Annotated in this window: 16 protein-coding genes and 1 tRNA gene; 9 read left to right on the top strand and 8 right to left on the bottom strand. The window is 69.7% G+C overall.

All coding sequences use genetic code 11. From position 1 onward, the window contains the following. The first annotated feature begins 75 nt into the window (after positions 1-75). The gene (locus AB0F91_RS17840) at positions 76-816 is read left to right on the top strand and encodes a FadR/GntR family transcriptional regulator (RefSeq protein ID WP_360598624.1); all 741 of its coding nucleotides are present in this window, start codon (positions 76-78) and stop codon (positions 814-816) included. Between the two features lie 79 nt (positions 817-895). Here the strand turns inward: AB0F91_RS17840 and AB0F91_RS17835 are convergent, their stop codons facing one another. From AB0F91_RS17835 to AB0F91_RS17820, 4 genes are all read right to left on the bottom strand, one after another. Next, entirely contained in the window at positions 896-1,492 is a 597-nt protein-coding gene (locus AB0F91_RS17835) for a class F sortase (protein ID WP_360598623.1), read from the bottom strand. Further along, positions 1,492-2,244: a hypothetical protein gene (locus tag AB0F91_RS17830; protein WP_360598622.1), complete on the bottom strand. Its 753-nt coding sequence runs from the start codon at positions 2,242-2,244 to the stop codon at positions 1,492-1,494. Before AB0F91_RS17830 ends, AB0F91_RS17835 begins: the two co-directional genes overlap by 1 nt. Positions 2,245-2,490: 246 nt before the next feature. Next, positions 2,491-3,522 carry a PLP-dependent transferase gene (locus AB0F91_RS17825; protein WP_360598621.1) on the bottom strand — a complete coding sequence of 344 codons (1,032 nt, stop codon included), beginning with the start codon at positions 3,520-3,522 and terminating at the stop codon, positions 2,491-2,493. A gap of 83 nt (positions 3,523-3,605) precedes the next feature. Further along, the gene (locus tag AB0F91_RS17820) at positions 3,606-6,827 is read right to left on the bottom strand and encodes a penicillin acylase family protein (protein WP_360598620.1); all 3,222 of its coding nucleotides are present in this window, start codon (positions 6,825-6,827) and stop codon (positions 3,606-3,608) included. Between the two features lie 149 nt (positions 6,828-6,976). On the opposite strand from AB0F91_RS17820, the gene AB0F91_RS17815 reads away from it, so the two are divergent. From AB0F91_RS17815 to AB0F91_RS17805, 3 genes are all read left to right on the top strand, one after another. Continuing rightward, positions 6,977-7,351: an FKBP-type peptidyl-prolyl cis-trans isomerase gene (locus tag AB0F91_RS17815; protein ID WP_360598619.1), complete on the top strand. Its 375-nt coding sequence runs from the start codon at positions 6,977-6,979 to the stop codon at positions 7,349-7,351. A 133-nt stretch (positions 7,352-7,484) separates the two neighbouring features. Then, the gene (locus AB0F91_RS17810) at positions 7,485-8,240 is read left to right on the top strand and encodes a trypsin-like serine protease (protein WP_360598618.1); all 756 of its coding nucleotides are present in this window, start codon (positions 7,485-7,487) and stop codon (positions 8,238-8,240) included. 147 nt (positions 8,241-8,387) lie between these two features. Further along, positions 8,388-9,134 (top strand): trypsin-like serine protease, encoded by a 747-nt coding sequence (locus AB0F91_RS17805; RefSeq protein ID WP_360598617.1) that lies wholly within the window; start codon positions 8,388-8,390, stop codon positions 9,132-9,134. Positions 9,135-9,458: 324 nt separating this feature from the next. Here the strand turns inward: AB0F91_RS17805 and AB0F91_RS17800 are convergent, their stop codons facing one another. The 4 genes from AB0F91_RS17800 to AB0F91_RS17785 form a co-directional block, all read right to left on the bottom strand. Then, positions 9,459-9,641 (bottom strand): hypothetical protein, encoded by a 183-nt coding sequence (locus AB0F91_RS17800; protein ID WP_360598616.1) that lies wholly within the window; start codon positions 9,639-9,641, stop codon positions 9,459-9,461. A gap of 36 nt (positions 9,642-9,677) precedes the next feature. Beyond that, positions 9,678-10,469, bottom strand: a complete 792-nt coding sequence (locus AB0F91_RS17795; protein WP_360598615.1) for a thiopeptide-type bacteriocin biosynthesis protein — start codon at positions 10,467-10,469, stop codon at positions 9,678-9,680. Continuing rightward, positions 10,462-11,529 (bottom strand): hypothetical protein, encoded by a 1,068-nt coding sequence (locus AB0F91_RS17790; protein WP_360598614.1) that lies wholly within the window; start codon positions 11,527-11,529, stop codon positions 10,462-10,464. Before AB0F91_RS17790 ends, AB0F91_RS17795 begins: the two co-directional genes overlap by 8 nt. Before the next feature lie 398 nt (positions 11,530-11,927). Next, a tRNA-Leu gene (locus AB0F91_RS17785) sits at positions 11,928-12,010 on the bottom strand. 130 nt (positions 12,011-12,140) lie between these two features. Here AB0F91_RS17785 and AB0F91_RS17780 point away from each other — a divergent pair. The 5 genes from AB0F91_RS17780 to AB0F91_RS17760 all read left to right on the top strand — a co-directional run bounded on the left by AB0F91_RS17780 (position 12,141) and on the right by AB0F91_RS17760 (position 18,301). After that, positions 12,141-13,385, top strand: coding sequence for a DUF3662 and FHA domain-containing protein (locus AB0F91_RS17780; protein ID WP_360598613.1), 1,245 nt, complete (start codon positions 12,141-12,143; stop codon positions 13,383-13,385). Between the two features lie 101 nt (positions 13,386-13,486). Then, positions 13,487-13,948 carry an FHA domain-containing protein gene (locus tag AB0F91_RS17775; protein WP_037718919.1) on the top strand — a complete coding sequence of 154 codons (462 nt, stop codon included), beginning with the start codon at positions 13,487-13,489 and terminating at the stop codon, positions 13,946-13,948. Next, positions 13,945-15,348: a PP2C family serine/threonine-protein phosphatase gene (locus AB0F91_RS17770; RefSeq protein WP_360598612.1), complete on the top strand. Its 1,404-nt coding sequence runs from the start codon at positions 13,945-13,947 to the stop codon at positions 15,346-15,348. Before AB0F91_RS17775 ends, AB0F91_RS17770 begins: the two co-directional genes overlap by 4 nt. Next, positions 15,348-16,841: an FtsW/RodA/SpoVE family cell cycle protein gene (locus AB0F91_RS17765; protein ID WP_360598611.1), complete on the top strand. Its 1,494-nt coding sequence runs from the start codon at positions 15,348-15,350 to the stop codon at positions 16,839-16,841. The genes AB0F91_RS17770 and AB0F91_RS17765 overlap by 1 nt, the downstream gene beginning before the upstream one ends. Then, complete coding sequence (locus tag AB0F91_RS17760) at positions 16,838-18,301, top strand: penicillin-binding transpeptidase domain-containing protein (protein ID WP_360598610.1); 1,464 nt, start codon at positions 16,838-16,840, stop codon at positions 18,299-18,301. Before AB0F91_RS17765 ends, AB0F91_RS17760 begins: the two co-directional genes overlap by 4 nt. The last annotated feature ends 1 nt before the right edge of the window (position 18,302 follow it).

Here is an 18,302-nt window from a genome sequence, read left to right as displayed (position 1 = left end):
GGCCGCTACACTGAGCAAGTACACTGGTCAGACCAGTAGCCTGAGGTTCGCACCACACGACGCTGAGGTCAAGGGATGAAGTTCGAGCCGGTGGCCCCGATCCGCGCCTACGAGCGGATCGTGGAGCAGATCGAGGAGGCCGTGGTCAGTGGCCGCCTCAAACCCGGCGAGCGCCTGCCCGGTGAACGTGAGCTCATGACGCAGTTCGGCGTCGGCCGCTCGACGGTGCGGGAAGCGTTGCGCGTGTTGCAGGCCGCCGAGCTGATCCGGTCGCGGCCCGGAGATCCGCGCGGCCCCGAGGTGCTGGCCGCGTCACCGGCGGCGTTGCACCGCTCGATGCACCGGCTCGCCCGCGCCGACCACGTGGGCCTGGCGGAGCTGCTGCAGTTCCGAATGGTGCTCGACGGTTCGGCCCACCTGCTGGCCGCGCAACTGCGTACGGACGACGATCTGTCCGCTTTGGACACCGCACTCGCGGCGATGCGCGCCGGCGCGGAAGAGGGGTTCGAGCAGTTCAGCCACGCCGACGTCGCGTTCCACGAGACGATCGCCCGAGCGTCCCGCAACCCGCTGCTGGTGGTGAGCGCCGAGGTGGTGCGCGGGGTCGTGCTGGAGCTCATTGAGGACAAACTCTCGCATGCCCGCGACCGTTCGGCGTTGATGCAGTCGTGGCTCGCGCACCACGCCGAGGTCTTGGAAGCCGTGCACGCAGCCGACGGGGAGCTGGCGGCGCGACTGGCGCGGCGAGCGCTGTACGACAACTACGCCGAGTACGTGCCGGAAGAGCAGCGGGCACTGCTTACGCCGCTGCTCTGAATTCGGTGACGCCGCCCTGGAAAACGACCGCAGCCCGGCCGCCTGCGGCGCCGGGCTGCGTGATCGCGTTCGGGAATGCTCAGGAGACGAGGTTCGCGTACACGATGATGTTGTCCTTGTAGCTGTGCTCGGCGTGGTCGAACACGCCACCGCACGTGATGAGCCGCAGCTGCGGTTTGTCGGTGTTGCCGAAGACCGCCTGCGTGGGGAACGTGTCCTTGGGGACCTCGTCCTTGTGGTCCACCACGAACTTCAGCTTCTTGCCGTCGCTGCGCTCGATGTCGACCTCGTCGCCGGGGTTCACGTCCTTGAGCTTGTAGAAGATCCCCGGCTGGTGGTTGCCGTCGACGTGCCCGAGCACGATCGCCGGCCCGACCTCACCCGGCACGGGCGAGAGGCGGTACCACGCGGCCTGCATCGGCGTCTTCACCGACGGCACCGAGATCTGCCCGTCCTTGTTGGGCAGCACGGTGATCAGCGACGACTTCGCGCCGATCTTCGGGATCTCCACCGACGTCGGCCGCAGGCCGGTGAACGGCTTGGTCACCGGCACCGGCTTGCTCGCCGGCGCGGGCTTCGCGGCGGTCGCCGGGGCGTCCGAACCGCAGCCGCTCAGCGTCAGGGAAAGAAGCAGGGCGCCCGCGATCGCGACGCCCTGCCCGTACTTCCTGGTCATCAAGCGGCCATGCCGCCGAAGCCGGTCTCGACGCCGCCCTTGGGCGCGTACTTGACCTGCGAGGAGCCGTCGCCGTTCGTGGTGCCCGCGGAGCCCGCGCCCGCGCCACCCGCCGGCGGCACCGGCTGGTTGCCGGTCTGGTCGCCACCACAGGTCCAGGTCGCGGTCACGTTGCCGGCGTCGAAGGACACGCCGTCGTGGCGCTGCACGAGCCAGCCCCAGTAGCGGCCGTCGGTCTCGTCCTGGTGCGGGCCCTCGATCAGGTCGAAGTCGCTCGAGGACACGTTGGTCGGCTCGCCCGCGGCGCACGCGATCACGAACAGGCCCTGGCCACCGTCGAAGTCGACGCCGTAGGCGCTGTCGTCCACGTACGGCGGCTCCTCCGGCGTGGAGGTCTCTTCGGAGCCCGACGTGGTCGGGGTCGACGAGTCGCTCGGCTCACCGGTGTTGCCCGGGTTGCCCGGGTTGCCCGGGTTGCCCGGGTCGCCCGGCTGGCTGGTCTCCGTCGGCTGCCCACCGGTGGTCGGCGGGGTGTCCGAAGAGGACGGTGCCTCGGAAGTCGGCGCATCCGAGGTCGGAGCGTCGGACGTCGGCGCGTCCGAAACCGGCGTGTCGGAGGTCGCCGGGGCGCTCTCGGACGTGGTCGGCATGGTGCCGGTTTCGTCGTCCGCGAGGGCGGTCGGCGTAACGGCAAGGCTGATCAGGGCGCCCGCGAGCACAGCGCCCGCGAGTCTGCCCAGGGTCTTCTTCACGTGTTGTTCTCCCTGGAAGAAAGCGCGGTGACCCCCACCGCATCCGCTGATCCTGCCGGAGGAACGGGGTGGACACGAAACGTTTTCGACGGTGATTAAAAGCACCGTAAACAGAGGTAACGAACACGCGAGCCGTGGCGATGAACTGGTTCAACGCTCCGCCGTGCACGCGAGAACCGCGAAACTGTGCCATTACTGTAACAGTTTCCGGTCCGCCGGCGAAGCCCCGTGAATTGTTGGCGGAATTTACCCCAGCGCGGTTATCAGGTCGCGCCAGAGGTCTTCTGGATCTTCCAGCCCCACGCTGAAGCGCAGCAATCCGGCCGGCACGCGCTCTTCACCCGGCAGCCACGCCCGCCGCTCCACCAGGCTTTCCACGCCGCCGAGGCTCGTCGCCGCGCGGATCAGCCGGACGGCTGCGCACACCTTGTCGGCAGCCTCGGCAGTCGGCAGTTCGAACGACACCATCATCCCGAAACCGGGGTAACGCACCTTCGTGACCGCCGGGTGTTCCGCCAGCCGGGAAGCCAGCAGCGCCGCCGTCTTGGTCTGCTCCGCGAGGCGGACAGGCATGGTCCGCAGACCGCGCAACGCGAGCCACGCTTCGAGCGCGCCGGGCGTCGAGCCGATGCGCGTACGCGCGCCGCGCAGCTCGGCCGCGATGGTCTCGTCGGCCGCGACGGTGATGCCCAGCAGCAGATCGCTGTGGCCGCCGATGAGCTTGGTCGCGCTGTGCACCACGATGTCCGCGCCCAGCTTCAGCGGCTGCTGGTGCAGCGGCGTCGCGAAGGTGTTGTCCACGACGACCCGGCCGCGGGTGCCGCGCGCGATGGTCTCGATGTCCATCACGTCGAGCGTGGGGTTCGTGGGCGATTCAAGCCACAGCAGATCGGCGTCGCAGTCGAGCCACGCCTGCGTGTCGGTGGGTTCGAGCTCGATCACGCGGAGCCGGCCCATCTTCTCCGCGTGGTGCATCGCACCGCGGGTCACGGCGTAGCTGAACGTGGGCACCGCGACCGTCGAGCCGACCGGCAACGTATCCAGGACAGCCGACAGCGTCGCCACGCCGGAACCGAAGCTGGTGGCGTGGCCGCCTTCCAACGCACCGACGGCTTCCTCCAGCGCGAGCCAGGTGTCCGTGCCGTCGGAGCGCGCGTAGACGAAGTCACCGCCGGCCTCGAACGTGCTCGTGGCGACGATCGGGGTGTTGAGGGGTTCGCCGGGGCCGTGCGGCCGCCCGGCCGCGATCGCGAGCGTGCGCGGTGTCCAGTCGTCCATGCAGGACACCGTAGCTTCGCTATCGCGGCCAGGCAGCCGTGATGTGGCGGTCGGCTCACCCGCGCCGGCGAGCCGACCACACGTCAGTGCGCGTACACCTCGAACTCGTACAGCGAGTACCCGTAACCGGTCCCCCGCTGTACGCCCTGCATCCGGACGAACCGGGCGGCCGACGGCGTGAACGACACGTTGTCCGCGCCGCCGTTGCCGTCGGTCACCACGGCCGCATCACGCCAGCTCTCGCCGTCGGCCGAGAGCTGGATCTTGTAGCCCTTCGCGTACGCGGCTTCCCACGACAGCACCACGCGCGCGACCTGCTGCACCGAACCGAGGTCGACGGTGATCGACTGGTTGTCGCTCCAGTCGCTGGCCCACCGCGTCTTCGTGTTGGCGTCCACGGCGTTCGACGCGGGCGAGTTGTAGAAGCCCGTCTCGGCGCTCGTGGCGCTCACCGGCTTGCCCGCGGCGAGGTTGCTGACGTTGTCACCGCGGTGCGCCGGGTACTCCACGACCTGCTGGAACGTCGGCCGGTTCTGCGTGCTGATCTTGCCGTGCGTGATGCCGCCGAGCGGCCGCTGGATCACGGTGTCGGCGCACCACTGGTCGCCGGCCGAGCAGTCGGCGTCACCCGGGTAGGCGGTGCCGGCCGGCTGCGCCGCGGCCGCCGTGAGGGAGTCGACCAGCGCGGTACGGCACGCGGTGAGGTCACCGCCGCCGCAGAACGTGGCGCCCAGCGGACCGGCGACGGGCCGGGCCAGCACCGTGCGGATGTCCTTGCTGACGTAGCCCCACCACCCGTGCTGGTACGACGAACCCTGGTGCGGCTGGCCGACGTGCTTGCCCGGCAGCTCGTTCTGGAACCCGGACGGGCTCTCGTTGATCTGCAGCACGTTCGTCATCGCGGTGAACGCGTCGTCGCCCATGGCCGGCTTGAACTCCGCGGTGACGAGCAGCGGCCACCACGCGTCCATGATCCGGATCGCGTCAGTGTCGTTGTACGTCTTGCTGCCCGGTGCCGATTCCACCCGCTGGTGCCCGTGCGACAGCCACGTCTTCAGCTTCGCCTCGGCGTCGGCCGCCGCGCCGGTGAGCGGTGTCTTGTCGAGCACCTGCAGCAGCAACGGCAGGACCTCCTCGGCGCGCAGGTCGGCCAGCGCCGCGTCTTCCATGGCCTGCGCGAGGTTCACGCGCGTCACCTTCGTGCCACTGGAGATCAGCGCCTTCACGCGGGTGTCGAGCAGGTCGGCGCGATGCACGGCCGACTTGTCGGCGCCGCCCGAGGCGTAGCCCTTGGCCTGCGCGTTGTTCCAGCTGACGTAGTAGTCCTGGTTGACCGACTGCGGGTGCTGCGAGGCCGGGGTGTAGTTCGCCGTGTTGCCGTCGGGGTTCCAGCCCTGCCAGTCGTACCCCTCGTCGCCCCACACCGGCATCATCGGGTCCACAGTGGAATTGCGGACGGGGTTGGCGCCGGAGTTGAAGTAGGCGACGTCCTTCGAGTCGGCGTAGAACCAGTTGAAGGTGAAGTTCACGTCGCTCGCGGCCCGCTGGAAGTCGGCCGCGGAGTGGATGAAGCCGGGGTCGTTGAACTCCTGAAAGCCGATGAGCGAATCGACCTCGTGGAAGTACGAGGACCGCAGCGACGCGTACGCCACCGGCTTGCCGCCGATCGTCGCGCGGCTGACGACCGGGCCGTACTTCGTACGGTAGCTGCGCAGCGTGTACGAACCGGCGGCGGTGCCGTCGGCCACCGTCGGCGACCAGGAGTTCTTGCGTTCCACGATGTCCATCGGCAGGCACTGGCCCTGGTAGACGTAGTGGTTCGAGTCCTTCGTGGCCGGTTTGCCGCTCGGGTCGCACAGCGGCAGCGCGAACGTGTCGATGATGTCCTGCGCCGCGGTCGTGGCGCTCCACGAATAGTCCTGGCCGCGGCCGAGCAGCACGTACATCGAGATGCCGGCGAACGACGCGCCGCGTGCGCTGATGCCCGGGCCCTGAAGCTCCTGCAGCAGGAGCAGCTGCGGCGCGAAGTACCCGGTCTGCGGGCCGAACACAGCGACCGGGTGGCCGCTGGCGGTCTTCGCGCCCGAGACGACGAGCGCGTTGGACATGCCGTGCTTGTCGCTCAGCATGTCACCGGGCAGCACGCCGTTGTCGAACATGCCCTTCGCGGCCTGCTGGTCCTGCGGCGCCTTGACGTCAACCTTCGCCGGCGTGTTGGTGGCCGCCGAGCCGGTCTGGTCGTAAACGAGCTGCTGCGGGGTGACGGAACCCTTGTCCGGCATGGCCAGGCCCTGCGGGTTGGCGGGGGTCATGCCGTAGTCGAAGGTCTGGCCGTCGTGCAGCGTCTTCACGGCTTCGGGGTCGTCGGCCGAGCGCAGGCTCTGCCACACCTGCTCGCCCTTGGCGACGCCGTACTTCTCCTGCAGCGCGAGCGTCGCGATCGCGTTCTGCACCTCACCACCGCCACCGGCGCCGAACTGCGCGCCGACCACGGACGCGAGCACCACGAGATCGGTGAGCTTGAACGGCTCGATGGTGCCCGCGTTGGTGATCGCGTCGACGTGCCCGGTGAGCACGTACTCGCCCGGGAAGTAGCGGCCGTTGTGCGCATCGGTGATGTACTTGTTGATGCCGTCGAGGTACGACTGCGCGTCGGCGAGGCCCTGCTTGCCGCGCGGGCCGCTGGCGGCCGTCGCCTCGATCTGCTGCTGCAACTCGTCCTCGGTGTAGGGCGCGGCGCCGAAGAACGACTGCTCCAGCTCGCGGTTCGCGGGCGCGCCACCGGCATACGAGGTCAGCTGGCCTCGGCCGACACGGCGCATGATGTCCATGAGCCACAAGCGATCCTGCGCGGCCGCGTAACCGGCGCCGAACTCGGTGCCGGAGCGCGTGGTGCCCTGGATGTGCGGGACCCCGGTGGCCTTGTCGCGCGTGATCGTGACGTCGGAGCGGGGCTGCAGCGTGCTCGCGACCTGGTCGGCGGGGACGCCGAAGGAGGAGTCGTTGAAGAACTTGCCGATGGTGTCGGTCGTCAGCGTCTTGTGGCCCCCGGCGAGGTCGGCGTACTTGCCGAGCTGGTCGTCCGCGTGCGCGGGCTGTGTGCCGAACGCCTTGTTGCCGAGGATCTCCGCCAGCGTCGCGCTGCCGTTCTCCCCTGGCGGGAGGATGTCGTTGCACTGGCCGGCGCAGTAGTCGTTGCCGGGCAAGGCCGCCGAGGCCGGTGGCGCGCCGCCGACCGCTGTCACGAGTCCCGCCGCGACAACGGCCAGGGCCGAAACAGCCAGGGTGCGGATGCGTCGTCGCATGCCGGAGCTCCCGTCCACGAGGTTCCCCCAGAGGTGACCCAGCGCACGCTACCGACGGGTAGATCAAGTGTGAAGACTATTCGCGTTTAACCCCTCTTTGGGCCTAGTCCGTTCGGCGCAGCTCAGCGCCGCTGGGTACGGTGAGCGCCATGACCTTGGAAAAGCCCGAAATCGACCGCCCGGACGGACCCCCTCCCGCCGAATTGGAGATCACCGACCTCACCGTCGGTGACGGCACCGAGGCCCAGCCGGGCAACGCAGTGACGGTCCACTACGTCGGCGTCTCGCACTCCACCGGTGCGCAGTTCGACGCGTCCTGGGATCGCGGCGAGCCCCTGCGCTTCGCGCTCGGCGCCGGCCAGGTCATCCCCGGCTGGGACCAGGGAGTGGCCGGCATGAAGATCGGTGGCCGCCGCCGTCTGGTGATCCCGCCGCACCTCGCGTACGGCGAGCGTGGCGCGGGCGGCGTGATCAAGCCGAACGAGACGCTGATCTTCGTCGTCGACCTCGTCGGCGTGAACTGATCGACTTTCGGGCAATCGGGCCGGCCCAGTGGGCGGCCCGGTTGCCCGAACACTTTCGAGTGAAACCCGGTGCTGGCCAGGCTGCGGGTTGAGCACCAGCGGGGGCCGGTGCCAGTAACCAGGGGGAACTGACATGCGCCTTCGCGCGATCCTTTCCGCGGCTCTGCTCACGCTCGGGGCCGCGCTCGCCACCGCCGTGCCCGCGTCGGCCGTCGCCAACGGATCCGACGTGCCGCAGGGCCGGTTCGAGTTCGCCGCGAAGCTCACGATGACGAACATCCCGCGGCCCGACGGCACGCACTACAACAGCGGCTGCTCCGGCGCCCTCGTCGCGTCGCAGTGGATCCTCACCGCCGGGCACTGCTTCCACGACGTGAACCGCAATCCGATCTCCGGACCCGTGCCGTACCCGACTTCGGTGCTGCTCGGCACGACCGTGCAGCGCGGCAAGCTCGGCGTGCTGCGCCAGGTCACCGACGTGGTCCAGGCCGGCGTAGGAGACCTCGCGCTCGCGAAGCTCGACAAGCCGGTCCGCGGGATCACGCCCCTGAAGGTGAGCCGCTCCGAGCCGACGGTCGGGCAGAAGCTGACGCTCGCCGGTTGGGGCGCGCTGAGCTCGGTGGACGCGGCGCCGTCGATGGAGCTGCAGCAGGGCACCGTGGCGGTCGGCGAGGTCGCGGCCACCACCCTCGGCGTGCACGGCGTCTCGCCGGCCGCGGACACCAGCGCCTGCCGCTACGACTCGGGCGCGCCTTACTTCGTGGCTTCCGGACGCGGCGGCCGGGTCGTGGCCGTCGAGTCGGAAGGCCCCGGCTGCCCCCACGACCAGCAGGAGACGACCTCGCGCGTCGACGTGGTCGCCGACTGGGTGCTGTCACAGACCCACTGACGCCCAGATACCAGAAGACGGGCTCCGCGCACAGGTCGCGGGGCCCATTTTCTTTCGCCCGACAAGGGAATTCCTGACCCGGAAGTAGCTGGTTAGCGTTGAGGGCCGATCATCGGCGCCCCGCCGGTGGCCCGACGAAGGGAAAGAATGCGCGTCCGCGCCGCACTCACCGCAGCAGCCCTCCTGCCCCTCCTCACCGCCGGCCCGGCCTTGGCCGTCGCCGACGGGTCCGACGTGGCCCCGGGCCAGTACGGCTTCACGGCCAAGCTGACCATGGCGAGCATTCCGCGCCCGGACGGGAGCACGTACACGAGCTTCTGCTCGGGCTCCCTCGTCGCGCCCACGTGGATCCTCACGACCGGCCACTGCTTCCACGACGCGCAGCGCAATCGCGTGTCCGGCCCGGTGCCGTACCCGACCACCGTCACACTCGGGCTGGTCGACGAAACGAAGGAAGCGGGCGTCACCCGCAAGGCCACGCAGGTGCTGCAGTCCGCGGAGAACGACGTCGCGCTCGTGCAGCTCGACAGCGCGGTCCCGAACATCACGCCCCTGACCGTGAACCGCCTGATCCCGGCCACCGGACAGCGCCTCACCCTCGCGGGCTGGGGCAGCCACACGGCGAAGAACCCCGTGCCGTCCTCGAAGCTGCAACAGGGCACCGTGCAGATCGCCTCCGTGGGCAGCACCACGGTCGCCGTCCGCGGCGTCGCTCCTTCGTCCACCACCAGCGCGTGCGTCTACGACTCGGGCGCGCCCTACTTCGTCCCGTCCGGCAGCGGCGGCCAGCTCATCTCCGTGGAGACGACGGGCCCGGACTGCCCCCACGCGACCGTCGAGACAACGGCGCGGGTGGACGTGATCGCGGATTGGATCGCGGCCAGGACGAAGTGAGCACGGTGAAGCCGACATCGCTCCGAGCGAGGGCAGATGCCGGAGCCGATCCATCACCGCTGTGGCCACCGCGTCGGCCACGAAGGCGGCCACCGGCTTGTACGGGCTGGTGAAGCGCAAGTTCTCCGGGGACAAGAAGGCGGGTCGCCACCCTCGAAGCGGCGCGACGTACACGGCAACATCAGCTTCTGATTAGCACGGAGAGCGATCACCGAGATCGCTCTCCGTGCCCCATTCGTCGATTCCCGTGGCACCGAGGAGTTTCCGGCGGAGCGCGGAATTCCCCTTCTCCCCCACAATCACGATGCCGGAATAATCGCGACTTTACTTGTCCTTTTTCTTCGGCAGCTGATCGGCGGCTTTCTTGCCCACCGGGCCAAGCTTGTCGAGGACGGTGCGCACGCCGCTGACCACGGCGTCGCCGACGGGGTTCGGGTGGTCGTCGTCCGGGTCGCCAATGCCACCGGCAACGCCACTGGAGCCTGAGTCCAGGGTATTTCTCCCCAACTGTTGATTATCGGATTACCCGATCAATTATCGATGCTACGCAATCGTTGCACCCACAACAACCGCGCGATTTGGGCCTCCTCTCCGGGAACTGCGCCGAGCCGGTTTGTTCATGAGGTGGACGTGCTGGAATGCCGCCCGATACGGCGAAACCCGCCGTGCCGATTCGCGGTACTCCGTCCAAAAGCGCTCGGCGTAGCGGCGCAGGGGCTTGCCGACGCGGTCGGTGGCCAGTTCGCGCGTCACGTTCTCGAACAACCGCCCCGCTTGGCGCACGGCGGCCGGGGCGTCCGGACGGGCGGTGGCCGCGGCCGGACGCCAGGCGACGGTGCGGGCGCCGCGGCCCGACCAGTACCAGGCGTACTGGTGCAGGAAGCTCACCTGCTGGTCGGCGGGCAGGCCCTCGACGATCGCGGCGGTGTGGGCGGCGGCCTGTGTGATGCGGTGTGCGGAAGCGCGGCCGGGCAACAGCTCCAGCGCGGTGTCGCTGCCCAGGTGGGCCACCCGCTCGGCGAACTCCACGCCGTCGGGGCCGCGGAACTTCGCCAGCTCCGGCTCGTACCAGCGCTTCACGACCTCGGTGCCGCGTTCGGCGAAGCGGCGGTCCAAGTCGGCTTCGACCAAGGCGGCCGACTCCGAAAACGTCTGGACCCGCACGCGCAACTGGAGACCCGACATGTCCATGTACTGCAGGAAAAACCAGCGCCGCAACGGGTGTCCGCTGATCACCGGCTGTACCACCTCGGTCAACAGCCGTGTCACGGACGGCAGGTCCGGGACGTACACGCGCCAGTAGCGCCAGTCGGGCCGCAGCAGGGTCTCAAGCATGGGTCACCACCGTCAGGAACTCGGTCACGCGTCCGACGCTTGTGCCGGCCGCGGGCAGGGCCTCCGTAAGTTCGAGCTCCTCCGCGCCGGCCAGGCCTTTCAACGCCGTCCACGCGGCGAGCGGGTGGGCGAAGCTGAGCCACTGCGGTTTCCCCTGCGGCACCCCGCCCGCGGCCAGGGCGCGGACGAACACCTGCTCGGGCAAACCGTGCTCGGCCAGGAACCTCCGGCCGGCGCGGAGGCAGTCCAGGTCGGGTCCCGCGGGGACCGCGGACAGGGCCGACGCCGGCAGCGTCCAGCGGGCGCGCCGCAGCACCAGCCGCCCGTCGGTCGCGCGCTCGCGGAACCCCGCACCCGGCACCGGGGCCCACGGGCCCAGCGACAGCCACGGATCCGACAGCAACTGCAGCACGCGCGGCACCCCGCGCAGCAGGTGCGCGGGCACGGCGCCGAGGTAGCTCAACGCGGCGGGCCGCCCGGCGGGGTCGAGCACCTCCAACGTCCCCGTGGCCAGGTCGTGGCGCGCGCGGAACCCGTCGATCGACACGGCACCCGGCCCGGCCGACGGCCGTTCGGCGCCCCACGACAGCCACGGCGCCGAGCGCACGGCCGGCCGCTGCGTGTCCGTCCAGTCGGCGTGTGCGGTCACCTGGTACACCGCGCAACCGGGGAAACGCTTCTCGTGCAGTGAAGTCAGCGCTGCCTCGACGCGCTGGGCCAGCCCGGGCACGCCCGCCCAGCGCGAGACGGCGCCGAGGTAATCCGGGTGCACCTGGTTGACCACCAGCGATTCGCCCGCGACCTGCCAAAACACCGAGTGCGCCGGACGGCCGATGCTCGGGCCGGCGATGTCGCGCACGTCGGGCTCGGGCACGGCGCAGCGCGACAGCCACAGCATCGGGTCCAGGTCCCGCACCGCGCGCAACGCGAACTCGGTCAGGTCGGCGCCGCCGCCGCTGCCGTAGTGGTGCAAGAAGAACCGGACCAGGTCGTAGTACCCGGCCCGCGGCCGCGCGGTCGCCCGCAGCAGGCCGTCGAGCCGGTCGAGCTCCCCCGCCACCCACGCGGGCGGCGCGGTCTCCGAACGAGCCGTACTCGACCCTCAGCCCGTCCACCTCGACAACCGCTTCCCTACCCATGCCCCCACCCTGGCGACCCACCAGGCCGGGCCATAGACGCACGCCTCACCACCCCTCCGTGCGTTCCCCACCCCCACCACATGACAAACATCATTTCCCCAGCTCACCCCCACCGGAACGAGCACCAGCGGCACCGCGCGGATCCAGGCGACTTCGCCACCGGAACCATCACCACGGCACCGGGGATCCGGGGGCTTCCATGCAGGAACGGTCACCAGTGGCACCGTGGGGATCCGGGGGCTCGGCCCCCGGGAGACATGACGACCGACAAACGGGAGAAGCCCCGCAGTGCGCCAGCACTACGGGGCTTCGACCAGAGTGGGCGAGGAGGGAGTTGAACCCTCACGTCCTTTCGGACACACGGACCTGAACCGTGCGCGTCTGCCATTCCGCCACTCGCCCGAGTTGCTTCTCTCTGACAGCCAGCAAAGCGTAGCAGGGGGTTTTCACGGGTTTCAGCGGGGGTCGTGTCGAGGCTTCCTCTCCCGGATAGGATCGGTGCGGAAGCACACGTGCGAGGAGGTCACCCCAGGTGGGTCGGGTAGAGCGCTTCGACAGGCGTCTCGAGAACCTCGTGGGGAACACCTTCGCGCGCATGTTCGGTGGCAACGTCGTCACGCAGGAAGTGGCGGTGGCGCTCGAGCGGGAAGGCGAGGAAAACGTTCGTGAGCTGGCAGGAGGTCGGCAGCTCGCCCCGAATCACTACATCGTGTCCTTGGGGCAGGCTGACCACGATCGGATGGCCGGTGACGAGCAGCGGGTCACTGCGGTTCTCGCACAAGCTGTGGGCGAACACCTCGCCGAGCACGGCTGGGAGACCTATGGTGACGTCGTCGTATCACTCGAGCGCAACGAGGCGCTGCATACTGGACAGTTCAAGACCCGTTCGTCCGTCGATCCCGACGCCCACGCGAGTGGACCCGGTGGCTCGTCACGGTCGGCACGACCCAGCAACGCAGGAGACCCAGCAATGAGCCAGCCCCCCGGATACGGCCAATACGACCAGGGTGACCCGTACGGCCAGCAGGGCCAGTACGGCTACGGACAGCAGGGTGGCCAGCAGCCCGGGTACGACCAGGGCTATGGCCAGCAGGGCGGTTACGAGCAGCAGGGTTACGGCCAGCAGCCCGGCTACGACCAGTACGGCCAGCCCCAGCAGGGCGGGGCCGCGCAGCCCGGCTACGACCAGGGCTACCAGCAGGGTGGTTACGACCAGGGCTACGGGCAGCCCCAGCAGGGCGGCTACGACCAGTACGGCCAGCCGCAGCAGGGTGGCGGCTACGGCCAGCAGGGCGGTTACGACCAGGGCTACGGGCAGCCCCAGCAGGGCGGCTACGACCAGTACGGCCAGCCGCAGCAGGGCGGCGGCTACGGCCAGCCGGCGGCGGACCCGTACGCCCAGCAGCCCGGCTACGGCCAGGCCCCGGCCGACCCGTACGCCCAGCAGCCCGGTTACGGCCAGCCCGCTCCCGCGGCGGCCGGTCGCGCGCTCGCCGCGAGCCTGCAGCTGGACGACGGCTCGAACCGGACGTACTCGCTGAAGCAGGGCGGCAACGTCGTGGGCCGCGGCCAGGACGCCGACTTCCGCCTCCCCGACACCGGGGTGTCGCGCCGGCACCTGGAGATCACCTGGGACGGCCAGAGCGCCACGCTCGCCGACATCGGGTCCACCAACGGCACGACCGTGAACGGGACTCCGGTGCAGACGTGGCAGCTGGCCGACGGGGACGTCATCCGGGTGGGTCACTCTTCGTTGGTGTTCCGAACCCAGGGCTGAGCAGAGGCCGGTGACGGGGTTCCCGCAGAATTGTCTTGCGGGGGGATCCGCGGTGCGCGCGCGCCGCGGCTTGCAGGCAGAGTCGGGAGCGGACACAACAAGTGCCAGAGCTGGTCGTTCAACTCACCAGAGTGGGCTTTCTCGTGCTGCTCTGGCTCTTCGTGTTCGCCGCCCTGCGGGTCGTCCGTTCGGATCTCTACGCCGCGTCCGGCCTGCGGGTGCAGGTGCCGTCGTTTCGGCGGAACAAGGAGAAGAAGCCGCGGGGCAGCAAGGCCCCGCAGCAGCTCCTGGTGACCCACGGGGCGCTGGCGGGCACCCGCATCGCGCTCGACGGCCGGCCGATCCTGATCGGCCGCGCCGACGACTCGACGCTGGTGCTCGACGACGACTACGCATCGACCCGCCACGCCCGCATTGCCCTGCGCGGGGAGGACTGGTACGTGGAAGATCTGGGCTCGACGAACGGGACCTACCTCGACCGGGCTAAGGTCACTGCACCCCTCCGGGTCCCGCTCGGAGTCCCCATCCGGATCGGCAAGACGGTGATCGAGCTTCGCCCATGACTCTCGTCCTCCGCTACGCGGCCCGCAGCGACCGGGGCCTGGTTCGTTCGAACAACCAGGACTCCGTGTACGCCGGCCCTCGCCTCCTCGCGCTCGCCGACGGTATGGGCGGCCACGCGGCCGGTGAGGTGGCCAGCAAGGTCGTCATCGCCTCACTCGCCCCGCTCGACGACGACGAGCCGGGCGACGACCTGCTCGGTCAGCTCCGCGAGGCCGTGACCAACGGCAACGCGGCCATCGCCGAGCTCGTTTCCCAGGATCCCGATCTCGACGGCATGGGCACCACGCTCACCGCCGTGCTCTTCGCGGGCAACCGCCTGGGGCTCGTGCACGTCGGCGACTCCCGCGCGTACCTGTTGCGCGGCGGCCAGTTCACGCAGATCACCCGCGACGACAGCTTCGTCAACGAGCTGCTGGAGCAGGGCCGCATCACGGCCGAGGAGGCCGCGGTGCACCCGCAGCGTTCGCTGCTACTCAAGGCGCTTACCGGGCACGAGGTCGAGCCGAGTCTCACCGTGCGCGAAGCGCGTCCCGGTGACCGGTACCTCATCTGTTCCGACGGTCTGTCCGGCATGGTCTCCGACGAGACGATGTCCGAGGCCATCCGCATCGCGGACCCGCAGGACTGCGCGGACCGGATGATCGAGCTCGCCCTCAAGGGCGGTGGTACGGACAACGTCACCGTGATCATCGCCGACGTGGTCGACGTCGACTTCGGTGACGACGCACCGATCGTGGGCGGCGCCGCCGGTGACGGCAGCGACGAGCAGCACCAGGGCGACTCGCCGGCCGCGCGGGCCCGGGCGCTCACGCAGCCGCCCCCTCAGCCGCGGCCCGAGCCGCAGTCGTTCGAGGAGGATCCGAAGGCCAAGCGCCGCAAGCGGTTCCGCTGGCTCGTCGGCGCCGTCGTGGTGCTGATCGTGCTGGCCGCGGCCGCGATCGCGACCCGCTACTTCGTGCTCAGCCAGTACTACGTGGGCGAGGGTCCCGACCAGGAGGTCGTGATCTACCGCGGGGTGCCGGGGAGCATCCTCGGCATTCAGCTGCACTCGTTCGAGCAGGGCTCGTGCCCGCCGGGGACGCTGTGCACCGACAAGCTGCGTGTGCCTGCTCTGCAGGAGGACGCGCGCATCGCCGTGCAGAACGGCGTGAAGCGCGACAGCCTCGACGACGCGCGCACGTACATCGACGACTTCCTGCGCCTGCGCAAGCAGCTGTCCGACTGCCCGCCGGCCACCCCCGGCACCACTTCCGGCGTGCCGACGGCTCCCGGCGGTCCGCCGGCGTCGTCGAGCAGCGCTGTTCCGCCGCCTTCCAGCGGCGCGTCTTCGTCGGCGAACCAGCCTGCGGGGAGGGACTGCTCGGCGTCGAGTACGGCGCCGACAGGAGGCGGTAACTGATGGGTCAGCCCCTGGCCGACCCGTTATCGGCCCAGTTCGCGACCAATCCGCCCCGGGAGCTGCCCAAGCGCCGGGGCACCGAGCTGTTGCTGCTGGCGTTCGCCGCGTTCATCGTCACCCTCGCGCTCGTGCTCGTGGAGGCCAACCAGGAGCAGGAGCTCACGCTCTCGATCCTGTGGCTGGGCCTCGCCTACCTCGGTGTTCTCACGGCCGCGCACCTCGCCGTGCGCCGCTGGGCGCCGTATGCCGACCCGGTGCTGCTGCCGTGCGTCGCGCTGCTCAACGGCATCGGGTTGGTGATGATCCACCGCCTCGACCTGGCCGAAGCCGAGCAGGCGGCGCAGAGGGGCAGCGAGTACAGCCCCGAAGTGACCAAGCAGGTGCTGTTCACGGTCATCTCGCTGGCGCTGTTCGTGGTCGTGCTGATCGTGGTCAACGACCACCGCACCCTCACGCGCTACGGCTACACCTTCGGCCTGATCGGCATCGCCGCGCTGGCGCTGCCCGCGGTGCTGCCGTCGAGCCTGTCCGAGGTCAACGGCGCGAAGGTCTGGCTCAAGCTGCCGTTCTTCTCGATCCAGCCCGGTGAGTTCGCGAAGATCCTGCTGATGATCTTCTTCGCGTCGTTCCTGGTGTCCAAACGCGACTTGTTCATGGTGGCGGGCAAGAAGGTCCTCGGCGTGGAGCTGCCGCGCGCCCGCGACCTGGGCCCGATCCTCATCGCCGCCGCGGCGAGCATCGGCATCCTCGTGTTCGAGAAGGACCTCGGCACGTCGCTGCTCTACTTCAGCATCATCCTCGTCATGCTCTATGTCGCGACCGAGCGCGTGATCTGGGTCGTCGTCGGGCTCACGTTCTTCATCGGCGGCTGCATCATCGCCTACAACCTCTTCACGCACGTCCAGCAGCGCGTGGAGAACTGGCTCAACCCGCTGGGCCCGCGCTACGACGAGCTCGGCGGCTCCTACCAGCTCGCGCAGGGCCTGTTCGGGCTCGGCACGGGCGGGGTCGGCGGAACCGGTCTCGGCGCGGGGCGGCCGGACATCGTGCCTGCGGCGAGCACCGACTTCATCACCGCCTCGATCGGCGAGGAGCTGGGCTTCATCGGCCTGGCTGCCGTGCTGATGCTGTACCTGCTGATCGCGATGCGCGGCATGCGCAGCGCGCTGGCCGTGCGCGACACGTTCGGCAAGCTGCTCGGCGGCGGGCTCGCCTTCACGATGGTGATGCAGATCTTCGTGGTCGTCGGCGGCGTCACGGCGCTGATCCCGGAAACCGGTATCACGGCGCCGTTCCTGTCCCAGGGTGGTTCGTCGCTGCTGGCGAACTACATCCTCGTCGCGCTGTTGCTGCGCATCTCCGACGCCGCGCGCAAGCCGGCCAAGCGCGCGAAACCGCAGCAACCCCAGGCCCCGATCGCCGAGGCGCGCACCGTGCTGGTGCAGCGGCCGCCGGCCGGTGGCAGCCCGAACGGTGACGGGAGGACCGCGTGAACACTCCCCTGCGCAAGGTCGGCATGGCGATGCTCGTGATGATCGTCCTGTTGCTTGCGAACGACACCTACATCCAGGTCGTGAAGGCTGACGACTACCGCACCGACTCGCGTAACCAGCGCGTGCTCTACGACGAGTACTCGCGCCAACGCGGCCAGATCGTCACGCCCGACGGCGTGGTGCTGGCCGGCGTGAAGGCGTCCAGCGACAAGTTCAAGTTCACGCGCACCTACACCGACGGCCCGATGTACGCGCCCGTCACCGGGTTCTACTCGATCAACTACGGCGCCGGCGGCCTCGAGCGCGCCGAGGACGACGTGCTCAACGGTTCCGATCCACGGCTGTTCGTGCGCCGCCTGTCGGACATGGTCACCGGGCGCGACCCGCGCGGCGGCAACGTGAAGCTCACGATCGACCCGAAGGTGCAGAAGGCCGCGTACGACCTGATGACGCAGCACGGCTACACCGGCGCCGTGGTGGCGATGGAGCCGAAGACGGGTCGCATCCTCGCGATGGTGTCCACTCCGTCGTACGACCCGAACACGCTGGCGTCGCACGGCAAGGACCAGAACACGGCCTGGGCCAACTACTCCAAGGACCCGAAGAACCCGATGCTGAACCGGGCGATCTCGGAGACCTACCCACCGGGGTCCACGTTCAAGCTGGTCACCGCCTCGGCCGCGCTCGAGGCCGGCATCGGCCCCGACACCGTGATCAACACCGCGCCGAACGTCAAGCTGCCGGGCACCAACACCACGCTCGAGAACTACGCCGGCGAGACCTGCCCCGGCAACACGTTCAAGGACGCGCTGGCGCACTCGTGCAACGTGCCGTTCGCGACGTTCGCGGGCCAGCTCGGCGCCGACAAGATGAAGGCCACGGCCGCGAACTTCGGCATCGGCCAGACCGACCTCACCGTGCCGATGAAGGTGGCGCCGTCCACCGTCGGCGCGCTCGACTCGCAGGGCGCGCTCTACCAGAGCGGCATCGGCCAGCGCGACGTTCGGCTCACGCCGCTGCAGGACTGCCTGCTCGCCGCGACCGTCGCCAACGGCGGCATGGCGATGAAGCCGCAGCTCGTGCAGTCGATCCTGGCGCCGGACCTCTCGACGATCGAGGACACCGACCCGGAGCAGCTCACCGGCACGCCGGCGCTGTCGCCGGAGAACGACCAGATCCTCACGCAGATGATGATCGCGTCGGAGGGCTTCACCGCGGGCAAGGGCAAGGACCCGGCGCTGAAGATCGCGTCGAAGACCGGCACCGCCGAGCACGGCACCGACTCGAAGAACACGCCGCCGCACGCGTGGTACACCGCGTTCGCGCCTTCGGACAACCCGCAGATCGCCGTGTCGGTCATCGTCGAGAACGGCGGCAACCGCGGGCTCGCCGCGACCGGTGGCTCCGTCGCCGCCGAGATCGGCCGGGCCGCCATCGCCGCGCGCCTCGGGGGTGGGTAGC

This window comes from Amycolatopsis sp. NPDC023774 (assembly GCF_040639695.1).
GTDB lineage: Bacteria > Actinomycetota > Actinomycetes > Mycobacteriales > Pseudonocardiaceae > Amycolatopsis.
Note: the sequence above shows the minus strand (reverse complement) of the source record. Positions and strands in the feature narration are given on the sequence as shown.